Raw genomic sequence first — 24,537 nt, 5'->3', positions numbered from 1 at the left:
GACCCCAACACTCCTGACTACCAGTTCTACGGTACCGCCCCACCAGTCCCCGGAACAGCAGAAAGCCCCGTCCAACTCGCGGACGGGGCTTCTTTGTTGCTGGTCAGCCGCAGAACGACGACTTAACGGCGGTCACGATGTCCGACGCTTGCTTGTCCGTGAGGCTCGGCACCGTGCCCCCCTCGTATCGAGCCTTGGCGTTGCTCTGAACCGTCGCAGCGGGCTTGTCCGCCTTGATGTCCGAGCAGACGTTCCGGGCACGGTCCACGGCTCGGTCTTCCTTGACGACCAACCCCGGCTCGATGGCTCCGAGCGCGCGTATCAGTGCGGCGGTCTGCGCGGTGTCCGGCGAGGGGATGCCCGAGGGCTTGGGCGCTTCCTTGCTCGGCTTGTCTGTGGGCTTGGCTGCCGCAGTGGCGGACGGCTTGGGCTTGGTCTCCGCTTCGGCCTTGTCGGGCTCGTCCTGAAACAGGCTGACCACCCAACCGAGCGCGAGCACGGCCACGATTGCGATGATCCAATTACGCTTCTTCGGTGTCACTGCGGACCCCTCCCCTTAGTTGCACACAAGATCGTCACTTGCCTATCACGCTGCCCACACGTGCGGTGCGGGTTTCGGCTGGTCATGCCCGCGGGGTCCTGCGCATCGCGGGCAGCTCGTCCCATTGCGCGTACTGCGGGTACTCGTGCACGTGGTCCGGGCAGACGTAGCGGGTGTATCCGGCTCCGCCGCTCATGCTCTGCACCGAGCCGATGACGATGGGGGCGCTTGTCCAGCAGCCGCAGACCGCTAACACGGGCGCTCTGGTGGGCTCGGGGTCCGAGGTGATCGCGTCGTGGGTCATGCGGACACCGCCCGGACGGGCGTGATGTTGGTGGTGGGGTGGTCGTAGTCGATACCGAGTTCCGCGAACGCTGCGGCCCACAGCCGCTCGCGCTGTTCCAGGGGAAGCGGCTCGGTTTCTTTGGCCAGGAAGATTGATCGGACTTCCTCGGCGCTCGGCGCGTTCCACGGCTTGAGCCACGCAGATACGGCTACGGGTGAGCCGGCGGGCTCAGGGGCGGACTCCGGGGCCGCGTGGCGCCCTCGGGCGGGCAGCAACAGGCGCAGCACCCACATGGCGGCACGGGCGATAGCATCGCGCATGGTCGTTTCAGCTCCTCTGAAGCTGTCTCGGCAAGCCCCGGCAAGACCGCGTAGGACCGGTCTTCCGGGGCGCTTTCGTTACTGACGTTAAAGAGCCAGTCCACCCCTGTCCACCCCTCGGGGTCCCTGTCGGCCATGGGGGAAGGACCGGGGTTCCGGGTAACGTCGCGGTGTGGAGTTCGACCCCCGGCGCCCGAAGTGGCAGCAGATCGCCGAAGAGATCACCCGCCGCATTAAGGGCGGGACGTATTCGCCCGGTTTCCAGCTCTCGGAAGTCCGGTTGGCTGACGAGTTCGGCGTGAACCGCGACACCTTGCGAAAGGCAACCCGGGCGCTGCGCGAAGAGGGCTGGATCACGACCACGCCGAGCATGGGAAGTTTCGTTGCCGACTCTCCGCCCGCCGAGGACGAGCACGGCTAGTACGTGGGACGACTCCGCGGTTCGCGAGCCTCGTCTATGACCTGCACTCCGGACATGCCGCAGTAGTAGTCGGTCCTGTTCAAGGCCGCGTGGCGAGATACCCGTAAGAAGACGTCCACGGGCACCAGTCGTCCACACAGCAATCCCGGGCAGCGAAGCGTGACAACACGTCCCGACCACTCGTTGCGGTTGACATGGTGTGCGGAGCCCAGGTCACGGGGGCTTCGGGTGATCAGAATGGTTCGGCTCACTGCGTGTTCCTCGGGAGATCTCGACAAGGGCAGTAGGGATGAAAGTCCTGCCCGTGCGGCACGGGGCAGCGCACGGGTAGGACGGGTGGGGCTGGTCAGCGGGTGAACCGAGCCACGCTGTACGCGGTTGGTCCCGTCAGCCCGGTTCCGGATTCGTTCACCATGTCCACCAGTTCAAAGCCCGCGCTGTTGGCGTACTGCTCCAGTTCGCGCGGGAACAGGACCCGTCGCCGGATCACGTCGCATACGTCCTCGCCCGAGGGCAAGACCCAATGTCGGTGCATGGTGTTGATCTGCGTCCGTAGGTCCCATTCGTATTGGATGGTGACCGCTGCGGTTCCGCCCGGGGTCTCCACTTCGGCGCTGGTCGGTTCGGGCTGGACGATGGGCCACACGGGCGAGCAGAGCACGAGCAGCGCCCCCGGGCGTGCGTGTGCGGCGAACGTGGCGAACACTTCGCCGACCGCCCGGTTGTCGTGCACGTAGGCCAGGGAGTTGCCGAGACAGGTCACGGCGTCCACACGTCGCCACAGTCGGGCGGTCCGCATGTCGCCGGCTCGGATGTCGAGCCCCGGGCGCACTCGGCGCGCGTAGTCGATCATCCCGGGCTGTAGGTCCACGCCGATGCACTCGAACCGCTTTGCCAAGATCTCCAGGTCTCGGCCCGTGCCGCATCCGAAGTCCACCAGTGTGGTTGCGTCGGGGCGGTGGCGCTCGATCAGGGCTTGGCACGTCTCGGCGGTGCTGCTGTCGGCTTGTACCGCGTCGTATAGCGCGGGGTCCCGGTAGAAAAGGTTCGTCTCTTCCACGTGCTTCGCTTCCACATCAGGGCTGATCATGCGAGAGTCCGCAGACCCGTTTCCAGTGCGATCACGTCGCACAGGAGGTCAGGCACCACGGGGGCATCCTCGGCGTACTCGCGGGCTCGGGCGAGTTCCGCGGGGTCCACGTAGCCGAGGTCAACGAGCAACGATTCCCGCAGCATGGCATCCAAGATGGGCAGCCCGTAGGAACGCAGCCCGGATTCCATGACGCCTAGGAAGTTCTCAGGCTCAGTCGGCGAGGCAACCGACTCAGGCAGTCCCGCCCGCCGTAGCCGTTCACGGAACAGCGACTTCCCCCGCTTGTACTCGTGGGGAAGCTGTTCCATGAACCGCACGATCCGAGGGTGGGCGAGCGGGTTGACAGGCCAGACGCCGACCCGCAGATAGCCGGGGTTGTGCAGCCCGCACGCCATGAGCGTGGGCACGGGCAGCACTGGCATCGGGGCTAGGTTCTCGTCCACATCGGCGAGGGCTTCTGTTGCCTTGCTGCCGAGCCATGGGACCGGTTGCGACGGGGGCAGTACGGCGCGCGTCCGTGAATGGTGGGCGTTGATCTCGTCCCCGCCACTCCCCGTAAAGATCAACTCGCAGCCCCGAGCAGCAACTTGTTCGCGCACCACGTCGAACGCCTCTTGATAGAACGCGCCTGCCGGATCGTGCGGCACCCCGAGGGCTCGCGCTCCGCCCGACACAAAGGGCGGGTGCTGCATCGCGGGAATGGCTGTGTCTCGAAAGCCGAAGTAGTCAACCAACGCCCGTCGCCGGTCGCGCTGTTGGGCGCCCATGGTCCCGCCCATGAGCAGCCCGAAGCTATGTACCTGGTCGAATCCCGCAGCGCTGATGGACACGGCAACGTTGCCCGAGTCGGCACCGCCAGACAGTTCAAGCCCTACGCAACCGGTCGCCGCTGGTGCCTCGTCCACCGCCTGAAACAACAGCGTGTCGAACACGTCCAGTGGATCTACCCCGGGCGCGAGGGTTCGGGGCTCTAGCACGTGCTCGGCGGGCTCCGGGTAGATCATGGCGAGGCCCGAGGACGTGAACTCGGCCGATGCGCGCTCGGTGAGCCGGTACACCCCTTCAAAGAGCGTGTCCGCTGTGTATCGGTGCTGCCTGGTCAGCACCCGGGCAACGGCGCGCGGTTCGAGCTGGTCAGTTCGCAGGAACGGACGCAGTTCCGCAAGATCCCATGACGCGTGCAGCTCGTCACCAACCGCCGTGACGTACAGCGGTGCTGTGCCGAACACCCCCGCAGAAATTCGCACGTTCCCGGGTCTCATCTCGACAGACGTAAAGTCCGTGTCGCCTTCCTTGTGCTCTCGCACTGTGAGGCTGACACAGTTCGGATCATCGTCCGTCACGGTGACGAGTACCGACACGTTCGCGGGCATGATCCAACTCTCTCCGCACACCCAACGGCCCGAGTCCCAACGCCAGTTAGGGGAGACCAGATCTGCCAGCCGGAGACGTAAAGACAGCACGCGGCTACTCCTCTCATGAGTGCGGCGGAGCGAGGCCCGGTCAGCCCCACCCCGCCGCACGTCAGACATGGATCACTTGGCCGAACAGTGGTCGCCGTTGTTGTCGCCACCGCCAGGCATCTTGTCGAGCAGCGCCGCGCCCATGCTCGGAACGCCAGTGATCAGGTCACCGGTGAACAGGTCGTCAACGTTCATGGCTGTACCTCCCCTCTACGTCTCGTGGTGGGCAGCCTTCGCGGCTCGTTCCTGCGAAGCGCTGCACCCGTCCCGACTGCCGAACATCCCCAGGGGCAGCCGAGCGGGAGTCTCATCGGTGGTAGTGCTGCCGCGGAGGCAGAACGGCACCTTCTCGGGGCACGCCCCAGCGCTGCACAGCGGGCAGGGGCTCCGCTGCGGGCTCGGGGTCGGGCTCGGCCCTGACGGGCTTGCGAGCAGCTTTGGCATGTTCCTGTGCGGACACGCTTGCCTCCAACAGGTCGCCATCGGTCGGGGGCTCCGTTCTCCGCCGCGACTGCCCCAACGCGGGGTTCATGGCACGGGGTTCATGCGACGGAGAACGGAGAGCGCCCGCCCCTGCCGGGGTTCCTGCCGCGTACGGGGGAGCCGCGAGCGGGCCCATTCGGCAGGGGCGGTATCTGCCCCGCTCGGCTGCACCCCACCGACAGGGACAGTCGAGCGGAAGGCGTGGGGCTACGCGTCGGCGGGCTTGCCAAGCTGGTACAGCGGCAGCCGCATCCCGAAATCGTGAGCCCGAACGGCCGCGCGCACACGGGCCGCCTGATACGGAAAGGCAAGATCGTCCAGTTGCCCCATCGGCACCCACTCGACAGCCGACAGCTCGTCATGCGCGCTCTCGGGAAGCGTCACCGCGTCGGCCTGGTCGTGGTCGAGCGTTCCACCGTCAACGACGATGTTGTAACCCTCCGCGCTCGTCCCGTCCTCGCTCGCCGGTACCTGGTCGATCACGAGCGCGTGCGTGATGTGCCGCGTAAGGCCGGCTTCTTCCCGCAGCTCCCGAGCAGCCGCAGCGGCGATCGTCTCGCCCTGGTGCACGCCACCGCCCGGAAGCTGCCAACCCTGCTTTTCCTCGGCGTGCTTGTATCTCGGCTTGACCATGAGAACGTCCCCGTGCCTGTTGCGCACCAGGACCACGGCCCCAATGCGTCGGCGGGGCGGGTTCGCGGGGTCAATGTCAGCGTGTGCCATGGGACATCCGTTCACTTGAAGGGGATTGAGTCCCGCCACCGGACGGGGGGTCGGTTGCCCTCGCCGGCCCGTCCGGAAGCGGGAAGATCAGGAGCGCGTGAGCGGCGAAACGAGCAGCCACCCGACCACCGCCCACGTGGTGAGCGCGGACGCCATCACGAGTGCCGATCGGATGTGCTTCACGAGCGGTGCCCTACGCTCGCGGGCTCGGGGCGCAGCCAGCGCCGGAAGGGTTTCGGCTTGCGGTGGCGCTGCACCTGCGTCGGTTGGTCCGTGTGCGTCACTGACGCGGGGTCCGCGCTCGACTCGGTGACGGGCATGTCCACGGGCACGACCCATAAGCAGTAGGCCCCAGTGTGATCAGCAGCACCGAGCGTGAACGGCTGCCCGTTACGGAGCCGGTCGTACGCGTGTTGCCGACCCTGCTTGTCCGCGCACCAGGCCCGTAACTCCGCGGGGGCGCTGTGGGCTTGGTCTAGATGGTCGCCTGTCACCAGTGCGCCCGCTTCGGACTCAAACCACGGCGCATCCGGGGCGGGGTCGAGCCCGTCCGCGATGCGATGAGCTTGGACACCCAGCCAACGAACCGTGATCCCGAGATACGGAGTTTGGAGCGTGGCGAGGACGACCCGGACAGGCTTTCCGTCCACGGTGCCCGTGCCGACAACTTCGGCCCTGTACTCGCGGCGGGTCGCCGGCTCGTGCTGACTTGCCTGCGTCGCTACGTCATCCGGGACCATGGCAGTTCCTTGCGGGTCGGCCTGAGCTGTCGTGTCCCTAGGCAACTCACTGCGGTTGAACAGGGCCAGGGCGAACCCAATGCATTTGTCTTGCATCTCCAGTGCATTGGCCGTTCTGAGCTGGGAAGATGACCGCGAAGAGGGCAAAGGGGCAGGCATGGGACCACGAACGGCTCTGGTGCGGCGCTGGAAAGCGCTCGGCTACAGTCAAGAGCGACTAGCTCAAGCCCTCGGGGTGGACACGACGACGGTCGGCCGATGGGGGCGGGGCCAGGTAGAGCCCCAGGCGTACATCCGCCCAAGGCTCGCCGAGCGACTGCAAGTCACGCTTGCCGAGCTGGACGAGCTGCTGAAGCCAGAAGCGCCAGAGCCCGTGAACCTACCCGCTGCTCATGAGGCGCAAGGGGTACTTGCCAGGTACACAGCATCCGACGACGACTTAGGTACGGGTGATCTTGACGAAATGATTCGGCGCGAGTTTCTAAGGCTGTTGACCGTTACGGGGACGCTTACAGCCCTGCCGGTCACCAGCGAGGCAGTCCCCGCCGATCATCCCTTGGCTACACCCACAGACAACGACGCTGCGGCGCAAACCGCTGTGAACGCTCATCTATGGCAGATCTTCGCCCTTGCCAAGACCAAACGCACAACCCTGCCGATGGTGCGTAGTCACGCACAAGACATCGCAGACAGCCTTGCCACCGCACGAACGGAGCGAGAGCGACAACAACTCTGTGGTGTCGTTGGAGACCTATTTCAACTTGCGGGGGAAATCCACTTCGACAGCAACAACTACACGGATGCAGCCCAGTGTTACACGCTCGCGGCAAGCGCAGGTCGCGAGGCACGAAACCCGGACCTGTCCGCGTGCGCACTAACACGTCACGCCTTTGTCAGCATCTACGAAAAGAAGCCCCGCGATGCTGCATCTCTGCTCGCGGCTGCTGCTGCAATGGCCAAGCGAGGCGACAGCCAGCTATCCACCCGGCATTGGGTGGCAGCAGTCCAAGCCGAAGTATTCGCCAGTCTCGGCGACTTGAGTGCATGTAACAGGGCTCTGGATCGAGCCGAGGAAGTGCACACGCTTGGCGGACCGCTCCAGAACGGTGGATGGCTCCGCTTTGACGGGTCCCGCCTCGCCGAGGAACGCGGCACGTGCTACGTGAGGCTTGGCAGGCTCGACCTGGCCGAACTGTCGCTAGCCGACGCGCTTGGGCAACCGATGTCCATGCGACGACGTGGCAGCGTAATGACCGATCTTGCAACGCTCGGCATTCAGAGACGGGATGTTGACCAGCTCGTCAGCTATGCGTCACAAGCCCTCGACCTTGCCGCGCAAACTAAATCCGGTTACGTCGTCCGCAAGTTGGAGGGATTGCAGGGACAACTACAGCCCTTGCTATCCGATGGGCGCGTATCGGAACTCAACGACCAAATTTCCGCACTCACCATGACCGCCTAACCAGTTTGGGAGTTGTCTTGCAGGACGAGAACGGACGAATCTTCCGCGAGGCGTGGATTTCTGGGGTACAGCAGCACTATCCCGGAGAACCCAAGCCCGGATACATCACCCCGTGGGAAGACACCCCCGAATGGGAACGGGAAGCAGCAGCCGCGGTGTTCACTCAAGTCGCGGACTTTATCCGAGTGAGCAACGGAAACACATCCAAGCTGTCCCGCGAGCAGCGGGGGCAGTTCGTCGCGCTCTGCTGGATCGCTCAAATCTACAAGCACTTTGAAGACCCTAAGCCGAGTTACGTCGCCGACTGGCCAGAACTCCCGGAATGGCAGCAGCAGACGGACGCAGACATCTTTGACGCCATCGAGCAAGCCGTATAGCGCTCCATCAGGCGCCCCGCCACTCCAACCCCTATGGAGCGGCGGGGCGTTCTGTTATCAGGCAGCGAGTCCGAAGCTACGGAACGCGGCGAGGGCGACCAGTGAGGGCGGACCCAGCTCGGGCGTGCGGTCGGTCAGGTAGACCCCCCACGCACGGCGTCCGGGGACCTGGTGCGCGCTGACTCCGTACCGGTCCGTAATCCGGGCTCGGACAAGCACCGCGGCGAGCCGCTGCACTTCGGCGAACGCGTCGTCTCTGTCCTCGCGGCTGAGGACGAACGTGCGGACGCTCATGCCGCGAGCAGCAGCGTATGGGCGGGCATGTGCTGTCCGTACGCGCATCCGGTCCATGGCTCGTCCCACTGCACCCACAACCCCGTTTCGCTGCGGACCCACTCGACCGAGCCGGCGAGCCCTTCCGTTTCTTGGTCCCGTGCCAGAACGCGGAAACCGGTGTACTTGGCCATTGCGCGCAGCAAACGCGCAACGACACCCCCTTGCGCCTCCAGGGTGATCGTCAGGTCTCGGCATGACCTGATTCGAGCCTCCCCGAGCACGTCCGGCAGTTCCGGACATTCCATCCACGTTCCCCCCGTTGCTCCCCCGTGCGTCATGGGCACGATCACGGTTGTCCTTACGCCGAACTCCTCGCTATGCGTAACCATAGAGCGACGTTAGTACATGCGTTCGGTATCTGGAAGGACATATTCGCCTGTGGTGCGCCTCACACGTCGAGCGCACCCAACCGTGATCTTGCACCCAGTGAGACTCCACGACCAGCGATTTAGTTGCACAAGTCGGGCAAGATCATTTAACTTTGTAGGACCTGAACAAGTTGGCAAGTACACCAAAAAGGCCCCCCGCCGAAGCGGAGGGCCATTACTTACAGTGACTTAACTTAGGGCGCCCTTCCTCTGCGTGACGGGGGTGTCCGGGGGTGACTGAATCCGGCGCGTCGTCACCGAGTGTGGAGCCGAGAGCAGTAGCGCAGCCTCGCCGCTTCGGCGGGTCACGGTCGCAACTGTGCGCCCCTCGGTGTCCCGGACGTGGATGTCCACCAGGGCGCCACACCGCGTGATCTCGACTGTCCCGCCCTCGCGGGTCGGCAGGGTCACCACGTCAGCGCCCAATCCGCGAGAGTTTTCCGCCCCTTGCTGGAGTTGCACGGCTGACACGCGGGAACCACGTTGCGCTCAACGTCGTGCCCCCCGAACCCGAGGGGTGCCACGTGATCAATCGCGGTCGCTTCCGCGTCGCAGTAGCAGCAGCGCGAACCCCACCGAGCGAACACCGCCGCTCGGCTGTACGGCTCGTGTTCGGCCCCGTAGCGGCGGGCGCGATCTTTGGACCGGTACCGCGCCATGGCGTCAGGGTTGCGCTGCCGCCACTCCTCCTTCTTCTCCTTGTTGGCAGCCTTCCAACTCCGGTCCCACTCGCGGTACTTGCTCCGATTCTGTTCTCTGTGCGCCCGAGCCTTCTGGCGTCCGCGGGTACTGGCCCCGTACTCCCGTCGCTTGGCTCGGGTGCACGACTTGCACGCGCTTTTCAGCCCGTCCCGCTTGGCAGGGTCCGCGTAGAACTCGCTGTCTGGCTTGGCCTCGCCGCATTTCGTGCACGTCTTCACCACGTCTGCGCACCCGCCCGGTACAGCTCGGCGAATCGTTTCTGCCCCTTGGTCCGAGCCTGCTGGACCTGGTACGGGGTCACGTTCAGATCGTCGGCCAAGTCGGCGTCGTCCTCGCCGGCTACGTAGTGCGCGACGGGGGCTATGCCGTGCGCGGCCTTGAGTACGTGGCGCTGCCGTTCGCTCAACAGCCCTAGCGCGCGGTGGACTTGGTCCCGGATGACGCGTCGGCGGTGGCTCGCAATGTCGGCAGGGTCCACCAGGTCCGAGGGGATGCCCATTTCAAGCGCGATGGCGTCCCCCAACGTGTAGTCGGAGCCGAAGTCACCACGGTTGAATGGGCGGTCCAGCGAGTCAAGGCCGAGCCAGGAAAGGCGAGCGGCACGGGCAAGGTCCGGGGTCAGCTTTTCGCCGCCCATTTCTTCGGATGCCGCGATGCGTTCGGCGTCGTACGGGTCGCCGGATGCGAGGGCGAGGGCTTGTTCAAAGCGCTTCGCGGTGTAGACGCTTACCCCGGGGCGGGTTGCCTCGCGGCGAGCGTCGGCCATTGCCCGGGTAACGCTGCGGTCAATATGGGCCATGAACTGTGCGGGGTCGTCACCAGCGAACGCACCGAGCGATTCCCATACTGCTATTCGCCCGACCTGTGCAAGGTCGTCCATCAGGTCCCTGTCTGTGTGGCCGTTGGCCGTGGCGAACCTGTGGGCTCGGCTCGTTACGAGTTCTTCTGTTTCCCTGATTACCGACGACACCGCGTCCAGATCATTATTCTTGGCGTCGGCAATTTGGGCGTGCGTGAGCTGTATCAAGGGGCACCGTTCCGGGTGGGAGTTGTTGGGCCCTATAGGGACCGAGGGATTCCCGGAACGGCGCGGAAAGGCCCATGGGGGCACTTGTCACGCTCAACCAATGCGCATGGAAAAGGGCAAGAAAAACCCCGTCCCGGGTGGTGCAGGACGGGGCTTGCGCATTGCCTTATCGCTGCTTGAATTCAAGGTTTAGGTACGAACCAACACAGCGGCAAAGGTGTTACTACGGACTTATTGGCGTATATGCGGACAGAGCTTCCAACTCGTGACCCAAGTCGAGATCTTTCGACTACGCCGAGTGAAGAATATGTGTGCGCATCCTCCCTAGGTATGAGCTTGCGCCGTGAACCCTGGGCCCCAGGGACGACGAAAGGCCCCCGCGGTGACCCATCCGTGATCTTGGAAGGGGCAACCGCGAGGGCCGTTCAGTGGTCTTACTTGTTCGCTTTTCGGTGACTGTCGGTGGCAGATATCCGGCGGTAACGCGAACAGACCGTGACTAGTAATCCGCGCCGTAAAGGCTGCCCCAGGACCGACCACCGATCTCCGCGCCTGCCTCGATGGGCACCCCGTAGAGCGGCCACGTCATGCACCGCTCGAACTCGCGGGCTATCTCCGCGGCCTCCTTCTTGGGCGCTGACGCCAACAGCTCGTCATGAATAGGCAAGCGGCAGAATTCGAGCAGACCAGCGGACTCGGCATTCAACATGGACTGTCCGAGCACATCGCGCGCCGCACTCTGGCACATGTAATTCGTTACGGCGTATGTGCGGTCTCGATCCAATGGCAACCGTCGCCCCGTGGCGGAGATTGAGACCATGCCGGTTTGGAATGCCTCGCGCTGCCACCGGGAAGCGGCTCGGCGGATCTCCGGGTAAAGCCTGTCGTACGCCTTTAGGGCCCGCTGTACGTCCTCAATAGGCGCCCCAGACTGCCGCGAGATTGTCTGTGCGCCACCGCCGTAAACCTTCCCGAAGCCAATCGCCTTAGCGAGCTTGCGATGGCCTTTTGTGAAGTTCGCGCCGAACACGATTCGCGCGGTGAAGTCGTGCAGATCCTCGCTCGCGGATATGGCCTCTTTCATCCGGCGAACGTCCGCGAGAGCGGCGAGGACGCGCATTTCCACGGCGCTAAAGTCCGTGCTGATGATCACGTGTCCGTCATCGGCGAGCAGACACCGCCGGATCATGGCGTCCGAGGACGGAAGGGTCTGGAGTGCGGGGCGCGTGATGGACATCCGACCCGTCCGCGCGGCCAACGGGGATATAAACGGGTGCACGCGTCCCGCAGCGTCCACGGTCTCTAGGAACGTGCTCGCGTACGCCTTGCGCCACTTGCCCGCGCGCTTGCTCCGAAGTACCGCGGTGGCCAAGGGATTTGGGGTGCGGAGCCCGAGCGGTTCGCCCTGTAGTGACAGGTCCGCGAGGCGGGACAAGATCGCCTTGTCTACCTTGACGGCCCCCGAGTCGGTGCGCTCGGTCAGGTCCTCGCCCATGCCCGCGAACGCTTCGGCAAGCTGCGCGGTGCTGTTGACGTTCCCGACCCCGTACCGCACCGCTTGGGCCGCGTAGTGCTGCGCGTCCTCGCCTAGCCGGCGGTCGAGCTGGTGCGTGTAGTCGAGATCGAGCACCAGGCCCGTGCGCTGCATCGTGGCGCACAACCGCGAGATCTCGTGTTCGTAGGTGACCAGCTCGGGGCGCACGCCGAGCCGCGCGAGTTCGCGCCGTAGCTTCGGTTCGAGCCGAGCAGTCAGCAGAACGTCAAGTCCCGCGTAGAGCAAGAAAGTTGGGTCTGCCAGCGGAATGCCTGCCCATCCGGTCTCTTTGGTGAGCCCGAGGGACCTGAATACCGCTGTGAGCCCCGCTTGCGTGTCGGGCGAGGCAGGGTCCACCCAATGCGCAGAAAGGGGCTTCAACCCCGTTCCTATGCCGCCCTCTTGGGGCTGCCGCGGGTCGATAAGCGCCGCAAGTACGCGGGTGTCCGTGGTCCACGTTGCGAGGTCTTCCAGCGGAATGCCCGCGTGCCTGTCCAGAACGAGCCAGTCATAGGGCGCGTTATGGATCAGGATTTCCCGGGTCCGCAGCAGCGCGTCACGGGCGTAAGAGGCGAAGTACCCGCCCCGCTCATAGGCGATCACCCATGCGTCGTGCGCGTCCCCGAATTGCACCGTGCGGAGCCGGAACGTGGGGCTGAAAATATCCAAACCCGTGGTCTCGGTATCAATCGCGATGGGCCCGCGTTCCCGCGCTTCGTAAAGCCACTTCCAGAACTCGTTTAGGTCCGCGGTTTCCTCGGGCACATGGACCGTGACAGGCTCGCCGGCTATCTCGTGCCGGAATGTCTTCATAGCTTCCCCCCGGAAACAAAAAAAAGGGGGGCCACCCGCCGGTTAAGGCGAGCAGCCCCCTTTGTGTGCTGTGTCTACTGGCCGAAGATTCCCGGGCCGATCGCATCGGGGCTTTCGTCAGCGAGGCGGAGACCGCCCAGAGAAATGCCCTTGTTGGTGCGGCGCTTCACGGCGCCCCGTTCCTCCATGGCGGAATAGAACGCCTGCCGGGTCCACCGCTCCCTACCGGGAAGGTTCTCGGCCTCGCACCATTCCAAATAGGTGTTGAAAGCGTCGTTTCCGCTCATGGTCACGGAGTCGTCGGCCCATTCGAGAACGCCCGGAAGGAAGCCCGCGAGCGGGTCCGAAGTCTCGCGGTACTCCTGGCTTGCACCCGTGATGACCTGCGGGTCTCGCAGACCGTCCCGGTACCAGGACACCGCCCCGCGCACCGCCCATGCGGCGATTCCCTCGGCCTCGGCGAGCAGCTTCCTATCTAGCGCGGGGTCCCGCTCCTCGGGGGCGAACCACCGCGTGAAAGGAATCAATTTGACCCGTCGCCAAAGCCCCTCATCCTGCGACTTGAACTTGGGCTTATGGTTGGTCGCCAACAGCAGCAGGAACGACGGCCGGAACTCGAAGAACTCTTGGCGCAAGAACCGCGCCGAGATCATGTCCTTACCCGTGACGCGCTTAAGGATGGATTCCGACATGGGCTTGCCTGACTCGCCCTCGGACGCCATGACGAGACGCGCCCCGCGGAGCGCTGCAATATCATTTGGGATACCGCCGCTCTTACGTTCCTCGAACGTGCTAAACGGGGTCGTGCGGGCAATGGCACGGAACACCGAAGTGAGGGTGTCAACAAGCACGCTCTTGCCGTTGGCGCCCTTTCCCCACAGCACGCCGAATCCCTGTTCCGTGGTGTGTCCGGTAATGCCGTACCCGACCAGCCGTTGAATGTAGGCGGGCATGTCAGGCATTCCCGGGAAGATCTCGGCGAGGAAGGATTCCCACCGTGGACACGTCGCGTTCGGGTTGTAGTTGATATCGAGCGCGTACGTCAGTAGGTCGGCCTGGTCGTGTGCCCGCATCAGTCCCGTGCGGAGATCTACCGTGCCGTTCTTGAAATTCAGCAGATCGGGCCGGTCGTCAAAGTCGGTGGCTCCGATGCTGACGTTGGGCACGGAACACAGCTCGGTCAGCAGCGCGTCAATGCGGCTGGTCATGGTGAACCCGCGCGCCAACTGGTTCTGTCCGGCGAGGACGAGAGCGGCCCCCATGCGGTGGATTTCCTGCCGCACCCGCATGTCACTGCGGACCCAAACCGAGCCGTTCCATGTGTAGAACCCAAGCCCCGCCGCGTACCGGATGGTGCCGTTGTTGAACGCGACCAGCGCGTGAGCGTTCATCGCGTCTGACTCGCCGTACTGGCCCACCAGGTCCGCGAGAATGCGCGCGGCCTCGCTGCCCTGGTCGCGGGACACCGAGTCGGCTCCGGTGCGGTGCGCCAACTCCGCGGAGCGCTCGGCCTCTTGAACCTCTGCGGTGTCCCTCGCGGGTCGAGCTGCCTTGACTGCTCGGTGCAGCGCATCGGGGAACCCGCTCGGGTCGCGGGTCCGCCAGTCGGTCAGGTCGTCGCCCTGGTGCGGGATGTCGAGCACGTACGCGGTGACCCCGTGGGCGGACAGCCCCTCGGCGAGCCGTGCCGAGAACCCGGAGCCCGCGCGGTCGTTGTCTCCGCAGATGATGACGAGCTGTCCGCGCAGCCCCTCGGCGAGTTCCTGCACCAGCTCGGGCGAGCCGGCGAGCGAGGCGCCGCGCACGGCCACCGCGTCATAGCCGCACGCCACGGCTGTAAGACCGTCCCCGGGGCCCTCGGTGATCAGGACCGTGCCCCAACCGCCCGTGCCCCGCATCACGCCGTACGGGGCCCAACGGTGACCGCGCGGATTGATCAGGGACAGCCACCGCCCCGGACACTTGCCGGTCAGGTCCCGCCCCTGTAGCCCGCGCGTTACTCCGTCGAACCCGACCAGGGGCACGGTCAGACGGGCAAACGAGCGGTAGGCACGGGAGAGGTAGGCGAACCCCTCGCCCTGGTGCCCGTCGTCCACGCCGAGCCCGAGTTCCGCGGCGGTGTCCATGTCGAGCCCGAAGCGGTCAGCGAGATAGTCCCGGGCCCGCTCGGGCCACTCGGCCGCGTAGTCGCCGAGGGCGAGCGAGGCACGGTCCACGTACGCGGCGAGCCCCGCTGTCAGCGCCACGGGGACGAGCTGCGGGCGCTCGGCCGGAACGGTCGCACCCGGGCCGGTCGCGTCGAACAGGTCTCCCCACCCGAGCCGTACCGCTGCGATCACGTCGGCGGTGTCGCAGCCCGCCCGACAGGTCAAGCGGACCTTGTTGTCCTCGCCCCTCCATATACGCAGTGACGGGCGCGAGTCCTGGTGTCCGGGGCAGAGCGCCGCATAGCCCCCGTCGCCCTCGCCGGTCACCTGGTCGAAGCGGCCGAGCAGATCAGCGAACAGCACGGGACACCCCCGCGACTGTCGCGTTGCGCCGGTAGTCGTCCACCAGGTGGGCGAAGTCCCGGAGCGTCGTAGTCAGGTACCAGCGGGATGTGTCGAGCCCGCGCAGTGAGACCGACCAGCCGTAGAGCGCCGCGAACTCGTCCGTGGGCATGTGGTGGGCGAGCCGTATTCGGGTCCACGTCCGGACCGACACATGCACGCGCCCCATGGCGACCGAGGACCCGCGTACCTTCCGCACGACCACGCCGAACGGAAAGCCCGCGTGCACCGCTTCAATCTCGGCCTGTCGAATCCACGTCGGTACGGCCGTAGTTGCCGTGTTCTTCGCTTCCAGCACGAACGGGACCGCGTGGATATCGCCCACGTCCTTAGCGCCCTCTTGTGCGGCACGGCGGACGTTGCCCGAGTTGAACGGGTCGAGAAACGCCCCGTGTTCGTCCACCAGGCCAAGGAAGCTGTTCAGGTAGTCGCGAATGCTCGACTCCCACGCGGTGCCCTTTTGCTTGTTGGGGTTAGCCAAGGTCGGCCCCCTGACGGATGATGCAGCCCCGCGCCATGGCGTGTGCTGCTGCGGCGAGGTACCTAATCCAGTCCTCGCGCTGCTTCCACCCCTGCATCAAATGCAGCTCGTCCCCGGCGCTCAACTCCCGTACGTCCCCGAGGGGTGGCGCGTAGTCGGCGCTAATTTCGTAGATCACTGTTCCCCCAAATACGAAAGGACCGGAGTTGCCCCGTGGGGTTCCTCCGGTCCTTCCTTGTTGCGTCCTACTTGTCGCGCTCGCCCGTCACGTTCGGAATCAGCAGACGGACATGTTCCGTAGTGATCCACTCCTTACGGAGTGAGCGGCGCTTAGCGAATCCGGATTCCGTTCCGGTCGGCTGCACGCGCAGCATGGGGCGTAGCCGACCGTCCACCAGTCGCGTGGTCACTCGGTCAATGATTCCGTCGGCAACCCGCACGCGATTCCCCTGCCGCGAGCCGTAGTTGACCAGATCACCCCGGTAAAGCTCCTCGCCCCCGTAGTCGGTGACGACCCCCCGTTTAGCCATTCTCGGAACCTTCCTTGTCGTTCATCAGGTGCAGATATGCCGTGAAAGCCTGTTGGCTGACGACACCGTTTCCCGTCGCTTTGAGCTGACGCGAGCGGTTGAGCCCCGGAATGTGAGTGATCCAGCCTCGCGGCAGCCCCATAAGCCACTCGCCGAAAACGGCGGTCAGTCGTCGGCCCCCACGTGGTCCGACTTCCACGGGTACCGGAGCCGGCGAGCCGGTCAGGATTTCCCAACGGCGCACGGCGGGGGCGAACTCGCCCCACCATTCGTGGGGGCTGTGGAACTCGTCTGCGTCTCTCTCGGCAACGCCCGGGTCTACGGGCAGCAGGTACGAGACTTCATCATCGAGCGTCGGCCCGTGCCCGCCCGCTTTCCTCTTTTCCGGGTGCTGCGGCGCCCCGTTGCTGCCCAAATTGGCAGTCGGGGTCTTGAACATCCGGGCCACGGCGGTAATGAGATCCTGCCCGCCGCTTCCCTGCCGCTCGTCCCACGCTAGGTCAGGTCCCCGATTCGCGTTGGATACCAGTGGAGTCGGCAGCAGGGAACGCGACGAGGAACCATCTATCTCTATGGTGGGGGGCTCCAACTGCGGACGCGCGGAAGCAACACCACCGCGTGTCATACCGTGCCGAGGCCAGTCCCGCGAGTACGTGCGCCATGCCGCGGTTTCTGATGGCGGCCACGTTCTCCAGGAAAACGACCCGTGGTCGAAGAACGTGAATGGCCCCGAGGACGCTTTCCCAAATGCCCGACCTCTCGCCATGAATGCCCGCCCTCTTCCCCGCGTTGGAAATGTCCTGGCAGGGGAACCCCGCCGTAATAATGTCCACCTCTCCCGCGATGGTGGCCCAATCGAATTGGGTAATGTCTCCGATGTTGCGTGCGTCCGGATATCGGGTGGCCAGGATCAGCGATGCGTACGGATCAATCTCCGCAACGATCTTGATGTTCTCCCCGGTCAGAGCCTCGACAGCCCGTCCGATCCCGCCGTATCCGGCGCACAACTCAAGAATTGGGATGCGCTTTCCCCCGTGAAAGAGGGGGGCCCGAGGGCACCCCCGGGCCCCCCGACCGGCTAGAACGTCGGCTCGGCTACAGCGTCATTCCAGGACTTGAGCACGCGGATTACCGGCTTGCGGAAAGACACGTCGCGCCCCTTCTTAGTGGTGTACTCGACCAGCTCAAGTTCAAGCGAGCAAAGAGCCTCGCCGCCCACCTTGTCGAGAGCGTTTTCTACGTCGTGCAGGACCTCGGCCAGCGTCCATGCACTTGTCTGCATCCGGAAAATGCCAAGGTCGTAATCCTCGGCGAGCCGGAATGTCACGGAAATGGAAGGCTTCGGACCCCGCTTGGCCTTTGCAGCGGCCTTACGGTCCTCCATGAGCGACGGGCAGCCACACGGCTTGCCCCGGTCCTGGTCCGGAGAAAGGAACTCGACTCCGTCACAGTGATGGATAAGAACGTTCCCGTTCCACAGCTTGAGATCCGAGGAAATCGCGTCGGCCCCCGAAAGAACAGCCTTGACCTTGTCCTGAGTGGTCAGAATCTCAATGAAGTTTTCCGACGTGGAATCGGTCTCGACCGCAGTTCCGCCCATGAGCTGAGCGATAGCGGCGGCAACCTCCGGGTCGCCCGTCGTCACGCGCCACTCGGAAAGAGCAACGGGAAGGTTGTCCACCTGCTTACCGCCGTGGAAACGCCCAACGGTGTCATCCGAAAACGTCTGCTTCGGGCGCGCGTCGGGGTCGGTCTCGAAGATGCGAATAGCCATACGGCCTGTCTCCTCTGGTTTTGGGCATGAAAAAAGACGAGCCGCGGATTACGGTTCGCCTCAAGATCGTTTAGCGGGCTGCAGGATGGTTTATGCGGCTCGGCGCTGCGTTCCCGTGATGAGCCGGCGGACGCTCTGCGCAATCGGGCTGCCGAACACGGTCTTAGAGATCTCGCGGTCCCACTGGAAGACGTGGCGGAGCGTCAGAAACACATTGAAGATCTCTTCATCAATCCGAACGGGCTTGAAAACCCAGCCTTCCGGAGTGATGTGGAGAACGGCCGCACCGTCCACCTTGGGCATGGGCTCGGACGTGCCATCGGCAGAGACAATCCGGTCCGCGTGCGCGTAGGCCGAGAGCTGTAGAGCCACGTCCGGATACGCGGACTTGCTCGTCTTCCAGTCCACCAACAGCGTGTGCCACTCGCCGTTTTCGTGGTCGGGCGTTCCGTCCTCGCCGAGCCGCACGCGCACCAGGGCGTCAAACGACCCCGCGTAACCGTGCTCGTCCGACCAACACACGTCCTCGGCCCGGATGAGCTGCGGGCGCACAGCGAGCAGGAATTCCGCGAATCCGCGCCGGTACGGCTCCAAGTCAGGGTGGACCCTGTCCAGTTCCTCTAGCCTGATCATGCGTTCAAACAAGTCGTGCGCGTCCGATCCCACCTTGGCGCGCAGACTGGTGTACCGGGTATGGGAGTTGCGCAGGAAGTCAATTGCGCCCGCGGGGTCGCGCTCGGCGATAGCCCGCACAGCGTCCAGGTTCTCAACCGCTGTTTCGGCGGTCATGCGAGCGGCCCAGAAGGTGAGGAAAGGTTTCGGCAACATGCCGACCACGGACGTTACGCCCGGGACCTTTTCGGCGCTTTCAGGGTCAACGTAGAAGCGGCTGCCACCGCGCTTGATAGTCCGGATGGTTCCGGGCATGGGTGTCCCCTCGGGGGTAGTGGAATGGGTAGGTCCCAGCGGGGCGAGGGGGTGTTGAGAGTGACGACTTTCCTTACTTTTTTGGTAGGACAAGAAAAACCAAGAAAGAAGGGAAGTTGGGGTCACTCTCGCCACCCCCGTCACTCGCTGGTCGTCAGCGAGGCACCGCGAGGCGGTCCGTTATCGCGTACAGCTCATCGAGCGAGCCCGCGTTGGTGACCGTCACGTCCGCCGGGTACGCGTCTAGGTCGAGTTCGGAGACGTGCCGGGCAGCCTCGCCCCCGGCGGTCGCTCCGGGCCGCTCGATACGGACCATGAGCGCCCCCGCCGCGCGCAGTGCGTCCGCTTCGTTGGCGTAGCGAACATCGGAGACGACCACGGGCAGGGACCACCGGTCAGCAGTCGAGATCTTGTCCAGCGCCATGCGAAGCCAGAAATCCGGGTCGTCCCCGCGGACCGCCTCGCCGAGCCTTTGCAGGGTGCGGCGTACTTCCGGATACGAGTTCTTCGCGCGGTCCCACCCGTACCGCTTCACCACGTCAGACAGACGGATCGGAAGCGCGCCGTAGGACGTGCCCTCGGCCCCGATGATGGGGTCTAGCCGCATCGCGGATTCTTTGAGCGGGTCAGCGAACGCCACCCGAACGAACTGGTACCGGCTGATGAGCCGAGCGGCTGCCGTGTCCTTCCCGGAGCCCGCTCGGCCCATGAGCGCCACATGCCGAAAGGTCACGCGGACAGCTCGTCGGCGTCGGCCTGGTCGTCGCCCTGGTCGCCCTCGCCGGCTGTGGCGGTCTTGCGGTCCTCGGCGCGCTGGACAGCCTCACCGGTACCGAGCACCGCCGCAGCGAGGCCGAGAATCAGAGCGGACGGGAGATCGGGCACGTAGTGCACGACCAGGGCGAGCGCAGCCACCAGTACGGCGTAGATGCGGGCAGGGTGCGAGCGAATGAAGGCAATCAAAGGTTTTCCATCCTCGAGTTTTTCTGACGAGTCGTCAGGTATGCGGAGCGTGGCCGAGCGGGTCAGCTGACAGCCGGTCGGAACCGGGGCGGCACGGACCGGCGCTCGGCACGCTGTGTGATGAGTGCGGGGCTCGTCGGCCCCGAGCTGGTCCCGGCAAAACGGGCAGCAGTCACGGACGGTCAGACCGCGGGGACCTTGAGCGCGTCCCACGTCGCCTTGCCGGGCCACCCGTCCGCGTCGGCCCCGCCGAACCCGCGCTTTCGCTGCCACGCGGCATACGAGCGCTTGTCCGCGTCGGTCCACTGCGGGCCCGGACCGTCCGCGTACCGGCCGCAGCCCTCGGCGACCAGTCGGCGGCCCATGGCAGTGATCAGCGGGCTACGCGGCTCGTCGCGGAACCATGCGGCACCCGGGAACGGGGCAAGAGCGGGCTTGCCCGGGGTCGCCCCGAGCAGCCGCGCGAGGCTCGCCGGTCCGGGAACCCCGTCCGCGTCGCTGCCGCTGTAGCCCAACGAGCGCTGAAAGGCTGCGTAGTTGAGCGTGTCCGCGTCGGTCCAGTTCGGCCCCGGACCCTCGCTGTAGTGCTTGCCGAACCCCTTGGCGACCAGGGCGCGACCGACGCGGGTCACATGGTCACCCTTGGCGCCGTAGCCGTAGGACAGACCGCCGATGGTCACCCGGGCCCGCGAGGGAGTCGAGCCCCCGCCGGTCGAGCTGCCCGAGTAGGCGGGGCGCCCGAACCCGAGCACCGAGCCGCGGGAGCGAACACGGCGGTAACACCCGTCGCCGTTGCCCTGAGAGCCGCTGTTCCCCGAGGACGTGTTGCCCTCAATGGTCGCGATGTTCTGCCCCGGGCCAGAGTCCGCGGTGACGATGCCGACGTGATCAGCGAGCGGACCACCATCCCAGCTATAGAACACAATGTCCCCGCGCTTCACCGCGGCATTCCGGCCGAGCCACTGCCCCCGCGAGCGGAACCAATTCACGTGGCTCGGGCAGTAGGCAAAGTGCCCGACTGCCCCCGCGTTGCCGCTCTGCTGTGCCCAGTAGGACACCGCCATATCGCACCACGGATTGAAGTTCAGCCCGTACCAACGGCCGTGCTTCGTATCGTTGTTACGTCCTTCCTTATAGCCAACGTCCGCAGCAGCAGCGGACAGCATGGCGTCAACCGTTCCCAACGTTTCCCCCTGGTTTTGGGCATGAAAGAACCCGCCCCGGTATCCCCGGAACGGGTCGTCTGATCTGTCCTCGCCGGCTATCCCTTGCCGGTCACCTTTGCGACGGTCACCCCCGCAGCCACCACACCCGAGACCGCAGCGACGGGAAGGGCATACTTCCAGCGCTCCAAATCACGGATGCGGGTTTCGTGGTCGGCCACGTCCTCGCGTAGCTCCTCGCCCTTTTCGGCGACCGAGCGCATGTCCTCGCGGAGTCCAACAACTTCGTCGTAGATCTCCCGCGCGCCGATGCTGACCACGCCGAGCGGTTCGGGCTCTCGTCTGTCGTCGCTCACATATTCCCCCTGGCTTTCCTTACGGTGGCGGGGACGTGTTCGCGGTAGGCGGGTCCGGGGTCAACCCCTCATCTTTGGGCACCCCGTTGGGTGTGGTCCCGCGGAGCGTAAGCGTCTGTGTCACGCGCCCCCCGCTTCCCGTGGTCTTTATCCCAATGACCCATGCGAGCGTGTCCAGTTGGGCCCCCGTTCTGTCCACGACCCGTACAACGTCCCCGAGTTCAATTCGGGGGTCGGCCAGGATCTCGACCGATTGCAGCAGCGGGGGCGGGTAAACGCCTGCCTCGCGCAGTGCTTCGGCAAGTGCGATTCCCGAGCCCACATCCTGAATCCAGCCTCTTACGTCGTGCTCGTACGTCTGCACTCCGTAATAGCCCTGGCTAATGGTGTTCCACGCCGACCACAGCGAGGGCACGGGCTTACTGTCGGAGACGAGCAGCGAGAGCAGCGCCGCACCGTGGTAGTAGACCGTGCTCGCCGAGCGGTTGCGTGCGGTCAGCGTGACCAGCCCGCCGGCTCGGGTAACCCGCACTTCAACGGCCCCGGCCACTACCGCGGAAGTAGCGGCGGACGTGGCGCGAATGATGATGCGGTTGGGCGAGCCCGCGCCCGCAGTGTCCGGGGTCCTCGGCGCTCGCGGGTCCAACATGTCGTCATCCACGCCGATAGTGCGGGTGATCGTTGCCCCTGCCGCAATGGCAATCGGTGCGGGGCTGTCCCGCACGGTGTCGATATACCCTGCCTTGACGCGTGCCCAGTTCTCCCATTTGACCGTGCAGTGATTCCGGCACGCGTCGATTTCCTCGGTAACGGTAAGCTTGCCCAACTCGCGTTTGGACGTGACGGTCAGGTCCGCCGTTGTCGGTGCGGTGGCCCACCGCGTGTGGTTACGCCACTTGAAATACCCGTCACTGTCGAACTCGGCCGTTGCCAAAGTGGCACGGGCTATCTCGGTGATCACGTCCCATGCGGACCCGTTCACATTGGGTATGGCGCGCAGCGGAAATACGGGCTTGTCGAGTGACGCTGTGCGCTTCCATGTGCCCGCTTGCGTGATCTGCGCAACGGTGCTCGGCCGCGCGGTGTGCTGCGAGACCTGAAAGCATTCGGCGCGCATGTTCTGTACGCCGAAACTGGTGGTCACCATGGCACCCGCCGGTATGGGGGTATTCGCGAGGGTGCCCACATTGAGTACCGCCGGGGTCTGGTCTTTCGGTGTGACCACGGGAACGAATGTGGGGACACCGCTAGTGGAGAACGTGAGCCATAGACCGATATGGAACGTCCCCCACGTCTTCAACGGCTCCCAAACCCAGCCCACGGACTGATTCTTGGTCGGGTCCGCGTTCGTGCCGTTGTACGCGGTAATAGTGCCCTGAGTGAAGTTCACGCGGAGCGCGGTGTAGTAGGTCGTCCCGCCCGCGGACGCTTCCCAACTCGACTGAAACTGAACGATCGAGTCATTGAAGGCAAGGTTGCCCGTGTTGTCCGTCCACACCTCGAACCACAGTCCGTCACTGCGTCGGGTAACAGGCAGCAGCGCGGGAATGTACGTGGCCGTGGTCAGGGAGTCGAACCCCCCTTCAACGGCGGATTCAAAGGGCACGCTCTCTTTCTGCCAGAAGTCCCAACCCGCGCCCATGGATTCCATATAGCCGAGACTTGCCGCGGCGCCCCCGTGAAAGGGCACGTGCAAAATGCTCGTCGGTCTCGGGGGCGGGGCGGTGTGGATACCTGCCTTGCGTAGCAGGTGGTCCACGACCCACACGGGCGACGCTGCCCAGTTGGACCACGTGGCCCCGGGGTTGGTATTGAACGCCCCGTCCGGGCGCGGCAGTTGGGCGGGCTGCCGCAGCCGCTCGGCACCATCGAGCGCGCTTACGCGCACCAGGTCCGTTGCCGACTCGGCCGAGCGGGAGCGTACGGCCCCGCGGAACGCGTCCTCGCGGTACCCGTTGATTCCCCATCCGTGCGTGACCGACTGCCCGGGGCGTACCGCGTCACCGGTCGAGCGAGGCGCCCACGGCCCGTACAGCGCGGGGGCCGACGAACCGCCCGTGCCGGTCAGGGACAGGTCGAGCTGTGCACTCGACACCCCAGAAAACGCGCGCATTGCTTCCGGTAGATCGGTTGCGTACGACTGGTCAAGAGACCAGGACTCGACCTGTCGGCGCATGTCCACCCCGCCGAGTCGGGTGGTGTGGGACTCGGACCGCTCGCCGAGCGTCAGAGCTTCGTTTAGTAGCGCGTTGCCGGTCTTCACGGGGCGGTCACCTCCACCAGCTCAAGACCGATATCCCGATACGCTCCGTCCCCGTCGCTCGCCGCATGGGTGTACTTCGTGACGCTGTACGCGGGGGTGCCCTCGCCCGTGGGGCGCTCGCCGGCTGTCAGGGACGCCGAGATATCGCCGAGGGCGAGCACGGACGTACCCAGCTCCCACATGCCCTTTGCGGTGAACGCGACGTGCGGGCGAGCCCAGACAGCGTTAGCGGGGGCCGTGGCCACCAGCGGGGCGCCTGCCACGTCCGCAACGCTCGTCGTGATGCGCGTGCCGGTCTTGTCGAGCCATTCCATGCGGGCCGGTTGCATGGCGGCCCCCGCCTCGACCAGCCCCCGTGGCCACCACGTGTACTTCTGTCCTGGTGCCGCAGGAAACCCGGCAAGCCAGTACGGGTGACGCCAATACAGGTCCGTGTGCCCCGCTGTGGGAATGGTCTCGACGGACACCGTGTTCATGATCCACTCGCCGAAAGCCCCGCCGTACAAAATGATCTCGGAACCGGTCGTCTGCCACTTGCCCGGATCACCGAGCCCCGCGCCCTGGTCGGCCGCGAGCAGATTCCGCGTAAGCGGGTCCAGCACCGCCACCAGCCCCGTACCGTCCACGCGTCGGGCGAGGCGGTCCAAGTGGTCCACGTCGTCCCGCTGCATCGCGTCCCACGACAACTTGAGCCGGCGAGGGCGGACGGGGGGCGCCCATGTGGTGACACCCCCCGCCAGAGAGCGGAACTCGACAACCCCGAGATCGGGCGAGCGGTCGAACGATGCTGCTCCGTCTGTGATGTCGCGGAGCGCTCCGGGGCGCCCGATCCACATACCCAA

Annotated in this window: 28 protein-coding genes and 1 pseudogene; 3 read left to right on the top strand and 26 right to left on the bottom strand. The window is 65.3% G+C overall.

Annotated elements, in window-relative coordinates; all coding sequences use genetic code 11:
* Nucleotides 1-103 precede the first annotated feature (103 nt).
* The 3 genes from AB0B50_RS43565 to AB0B50_RS43555 all read right to left on the bottom strand — a co-directional run bounded on the left by AB0B50_RS43565 (nucleotide 104) and on the right by AB0B50_RS43555 (nucleotide 1,147).
* A complete protein-coding gene (locus tag AB0B50_RS43565) occupies nucleotides 104-541 on the bottom strand; it encodes a DUF732 domain-containing protein (RefSeq protein ID WP_362343315.1) in 438 nt (145 codons plus the stop codon).
* Between the two features lie 82 nt (nucleotides 542-623).
* Nucleotides 624-845, bottom strand: coding sequence for a hypothetical protein (locus AB0B50_RS43560; protein ID WP_362343313.1), 222 nt, complete (start codon nucleotides 843-845; stop codon nucleotides 624-626).
* Complete coding sequence (locus tag AB0B50_RS43555; RefSeq protein WP_362343310.1) at nucleotides 842-1,147, bottom strand: hypothetical protein; 306 nt, start codon at nucleotides 1,145-1,147, stop codon at nucleotides 842-844. Before AB0B50_RS43555 ends, AB0B50_RS43560 begins: the two co-directional genes overlap by 4 nt.
* A 172-nt stretch (nucleotides 1,148-1,319) precedes the next feature.
* Here AB0B50_RS43555 and AB0B50_RS43550 point away from each other — a divergent pair, with 172 nt between their 5' ends.
* Nucleotides 1,320-1,568, top strand: a complete 249-nt coding sequence (locus AB0B50_RS43550) for a winged helix-turn-helix domain-containing protein (protein ID WP_362343308.1) — start codon at nucleotides 1,320-1,322, stop codon at nucleotides 1,566-1,568.
* Between the two features lie 346 nt (nucleotides 1,569-1,914).
* Here the strand turns inward: AB0B50_RS43550 and AB0B50_RS43545 are convergent, their stop codons facing one another.
* From AB0B50_RS43545 to AB0B50_RS43530, 4 genes are all read right to left on the bottom strand, one after another.
* The gene (locus tag AB0B50_RS43545) at nucleotides 1,915-2,658 is read right to left on the bottom strand and encodes a class I SAM-dependent methyltransferase (protein WP_362343305.1); all 744 of its coding nucleotides are present in this window, start codon (nucleotides 2,656-2,658) and stop codon (nucleotides 1,915-1,917) included.
* Nucleotides 2,655-4,034 (bottom strand): asparagine synthase, encoded by a 1,380-nt coding sequence (locus AB0B50_RS43540; RefSeq protein WP_362343302.1) that lies wholly within the window; start codon nucleotides 4,032-4,034, stop codon nucleotides 2,655-2,657. The genes AB0B50_RS43545 and AB0B50_RS43540 overlap by 4 nt, the downstream gene beginning before the upstream one ends.
* Before the next feature lie 162 nt (nucleotides 4,035-4,196).
* Nucleotides 4,197-4,319, bottom strand: a complete 123-nt coding sequence (locus tag AB0B50_RS43535) for a hypothetical protein (RefSeq protein ID WP_362343300.1) — start codon at nucleotides 4,317-4,319, stop codon at nucleotides 4,197-4,199.
* 495 nt (nucleotides 4,320-4,814) lie between these two features.
* A complete protein-coding gene (locus AB0B50_RS43530; RefSeq protein ID WP_362343298.1) occupies nucleotides 4,815-5,330 on the bottom strand; it encodes an NUDIX domain-containing protein in 516 nt (171 codons plus the stop codon).
* 897 nt (nucleotides 5,331-6,227) lie between these two features.
* Between AB0B50_RS43530 and AB0B50_RS43525 the strand changes: the two genes are divergently transcribed.
* Nucleotides 6,228-7,532 (top strand): helix-turn-helix transcriptional regulator, encoded by a 1,305-nt coding sequence (locus AB0B50_RS43525; RefSeq protein ID WP_362343295.1) that lies wholly within the window; start codon nucleotides 6,228-6,230, stop codon nucleotides 7,530-7,532.
* A gap of 17 nt (nucleotides 7,533-7,549) precedes the next feature.
* Nucleotides 7,550-7,909, top strand: a complete 360-nt coding sequence (locus AB0B50_RS43520) for a hypothetical protein (RefSeq protein ID WP_362343292.1) — start codon at nucleotides 7,550-7,552, stop codon at nucleotides 7,907-7,909.
* Between the two features lie 57 nt (nucleotides 7,910-7,966).
* On the opposite strand, the gene AB0B50_RS43515 is transcribed toward AB0B50_RS43520, so the two are convergent.
* The 19 genes and pseudogenes from AB0B50_RS43515 to AB0B50_RS43425 all read right to left on the bottom strand — a co-directional run bounded on the left by AB0B50_RS43515 (nucleotide 7,967) and on the right by AB0B50_RS43425 (nucleotide 24,366).
* Nucleotides 7,967-8,203, bottom strand: a complete 237-nt coding sequence (locus tag AB0B50_RS43515) for a hypothetical protein (RefSeq protein ID WP_362343289.1) — start codon at nucleotides 8,201-8,203, stop codon at nucleotides 7,967-7,969.
* Complete coding sequence (locus AB0B50_RS43510) at nucleotides 8,200-8,376, bottom strand: hypothetical protein (RefSeq protein WP_362343286.1); 177 nt, start codon at nucleotides 8,374-8,376, stop codon at nucleotides 8,200-8,202. Before AB0B50_RS43510 ends, AB0B50_RS43515 begins: the two co-directional genes overlap by 4 nt.
* Nucleotides 8,377-9,020: 644 nt before the next feature.
* Entirely contained in the window at nucleotides 9,021-9,272 is a 252-nt protein-coding gene (locus tag AB0B50_RS43505) for an HNH endonuclease (RefSeq protein ID WP_362343322.1), read from the bottom strand.
* A gap of 257 nt (nucleotides 9,273-9,529) precedes the next feature.
* Nucleotides 9,530-10,342, bottom strand: a complete 813-nt coding sequence (locus AB0B50_RS43500) for a hypothetical protein (RefSeq protein ID WP_362343283.1) — start codon at nucleotides 10,340-10,342, stop codon at nucleotides 9,530-9,532.
* Nucleotides 10,343-10,841: 499 nt separating this feature from the next.
* Nucleotides 10,842-12,689: a DNA polymerase gene (locus AB0B50_RS43495; protein WP_362343280.1), complete on the bottom strand. Its 1,848-nt coding sequence runs from the start codon at nucleotides 12,687-12,689 to the stop codon at nucleotides 10,842-10,844.
* A 74-nt stretch (nucleotides 12,690-12,763) separates the two neighbouring features.
* On the bottom strand, nucleotides 12,764-15,199 hold the full coding sequence (locus AB0B50_RS43490) for a phage/plasmid primase, P4 family (protein WP_362343277.1): 2,436 nt from the start codon (nucleotides 15,197-15,199) through the stop codon (nucleotides 12,764-12,766).
* Nucleotides 15,186-15,719, bottom strand: coding sequence for a hypothetical protein (locus AB0B50_RS43485; protein WP_362343274.1), 534 nt, complete (start codon nucleotides 15,717-15,719; stop codon nucleotides 15,186-15,188). The genes AB0B50_RS43490 and AB0B50_RS43485 overlap by 14 nt, the downstream gene beginning before the upstream one ends.
* A gap of 245 nt (nucleotides 15,720-15,964) precedes the next feature.
* On the bottom strand, nucleotides 15,965-16,249 hold the full coding sequence (locus AB0B50_RS43480) for a hypothetical protein (protein ID WP_144004309.1): 285 nt from the start codon (nucleotides 16,247-16,249) through the stop codon (nucleotides 15,965-15,967).
* Nucleotides 16,242-16,688: a DNA (cytosine-5-)-methyltransferase gene (locus AB0B50_RS43475; protein WP_362343320.1), complete on the bottom strand. Its 447-nt coding sequence runs from the start codon at nucleotides 16,686-16,688 to the stop codon at nucleotides 16,242-16,244. Before AB0B50_RS43475 ends, AB0B50_RS43480 begins: the two co-directional genes overlap by 8 nt.
* A 61-nt stretch (nucleotides 16,689-16,749) precedes the next feature.
* Nucleotides 16,750-17,256: a DNA cytosine methyltransferase gene (locus tag AB0B50_RS43470; protein WP_362343271.1), complete on the bottom strand. Its 507-nt coding sequence runs from the start codon at nucleotides 17,254-17,256 to the stop codon at nucleotides 16,750-16,752.
* 71 nt (nucleotides 17,257-17,327) lie between these two features.
* Nucleotides 17,328-18,023, bottom strand: coding sequence for a hypothetical protein (locus AB0B50_RS43465; RefSeq protein WP_362343268.1), 696 nt, complete (start codon nucleotides 18,021-18,023; stop codon nucleotides 17,328-17,330).
* Between the two features lie 90 nt (nucleotides 18,024-18,113).
* Nucleotides 18,114-18,950 (bottom strand): hypothetical protein, encoded by an 837-nt coding sequence (locus AB0B50_RS43460; protein WP_362343265.1) that lies wholly within the window; start codon nucleotides 18,948-18,950, stop codon nucleotides 18,114-18,116.
* 154 nt (nucleotides 18,951-19,104) lie between these two features.
* Complete coding sequence (locus tag AB0B50_RS43455; protein WP_362343262.1) at nucleotides 19,105-19,557, bottom strand: hypothetical protein; 453 nt, start codon at nucleotides 19,555-19,557, stop codon at nucleotides 19,105-19,107.
* 122 nt (nucleotides 19,558-19,679) lie between these two features.
* Nucleotides 19,680-19,913, bottom strand: a complete 234-nt coding sequence (locus tag AB0B50_RS43450; RefSeq protein WP_362343259.1) for a hypothetical protein — start codon at nucleotides 19,911-19,913, stop codon at nucleotides 19,680-19,682.
* Nucleotides 19,914-20,095: 182 nt separating this feature from the next.
* On the bottom strand, nucleotides 20,096-20,665 hold the full coding sequence (locus tag AB0B50_RS43445; RefSeq protein ID WP_362343317.1) for a peptidoglycan-binding protein: 570 nt from the start codon (nucleotides 20,663-20,665) through the stop codon (nucleotides 20,096-20,098).
* A gap of 84 nt (nucleotides 20,666-20,749) precedes the next feature.
* Nucleotides 20,750-21,079: pseudogene (locus tag AB0B50_RS43440) on the bottom strand (CHAP domain-containing protein); the annotation flags it as partial.
* A 95-nt stretch (nucleotides 21,080-21,174) separates the two neighbouring features.
* Nucleotides 21,175-21,432 carry a hypothetical protein gene (locus tag AB0B50_RS43435; RefSeq protein WP_352320259.1) on the bottom strand — a complete coding sequence of 86 codons (258 nt, stop codon included), beginning with the start codon at nucleotides 21,430-21,432 and terminating at the stop codon, nucleotides 21,175-21,177.
* A gap of 19 nt (nucleotides 21,433-21,451) precedes the next feature.
* Nucleotides 21,452-23,695, bottom strand: coding sequence for a hypothetical protein (locus AB0B50_RS43430; RefSeq protein ID WP_362343256.1), 2,244 nt, complete (start codon nucleotides 23,693-23,695; stop codon nucleotides 21,452-21,454).
* Nucleotides 23,692-24,366 (bottom strand): hypothetical protein, encoded by a 675-nt coding sequence (locus AB0B50_RS43425; protein ID WP_362343253.1) that lies wholly within the window; start codon nucleotides 24,364-24,366, stop codon nucleotides 23,692-23,694. Before AB0B50_RS43425 ends, AB0B50_RS43430 begins: the two co-directional genes overlap by 4 nt.
* Nucleotides 24,367-24,537 lie beyond the last annotated feature (171 nt).

Origin of the sequence: Streptomyces sp. NPDC041068 (genome assembly GCF_040647455.1) — a bacterium.
Taxonomy (GTDB): domain Bacteria; phylum Actinomycetota; class Actinomycetes; order Streptomycetales; family Streptomycetaceae; genus Streptomyces.
The sequence above is the reverse complement of the archived record's forward strand: the minus strand, read 5'-3'. Positions and strand labels throughout refer to the sequence as shown.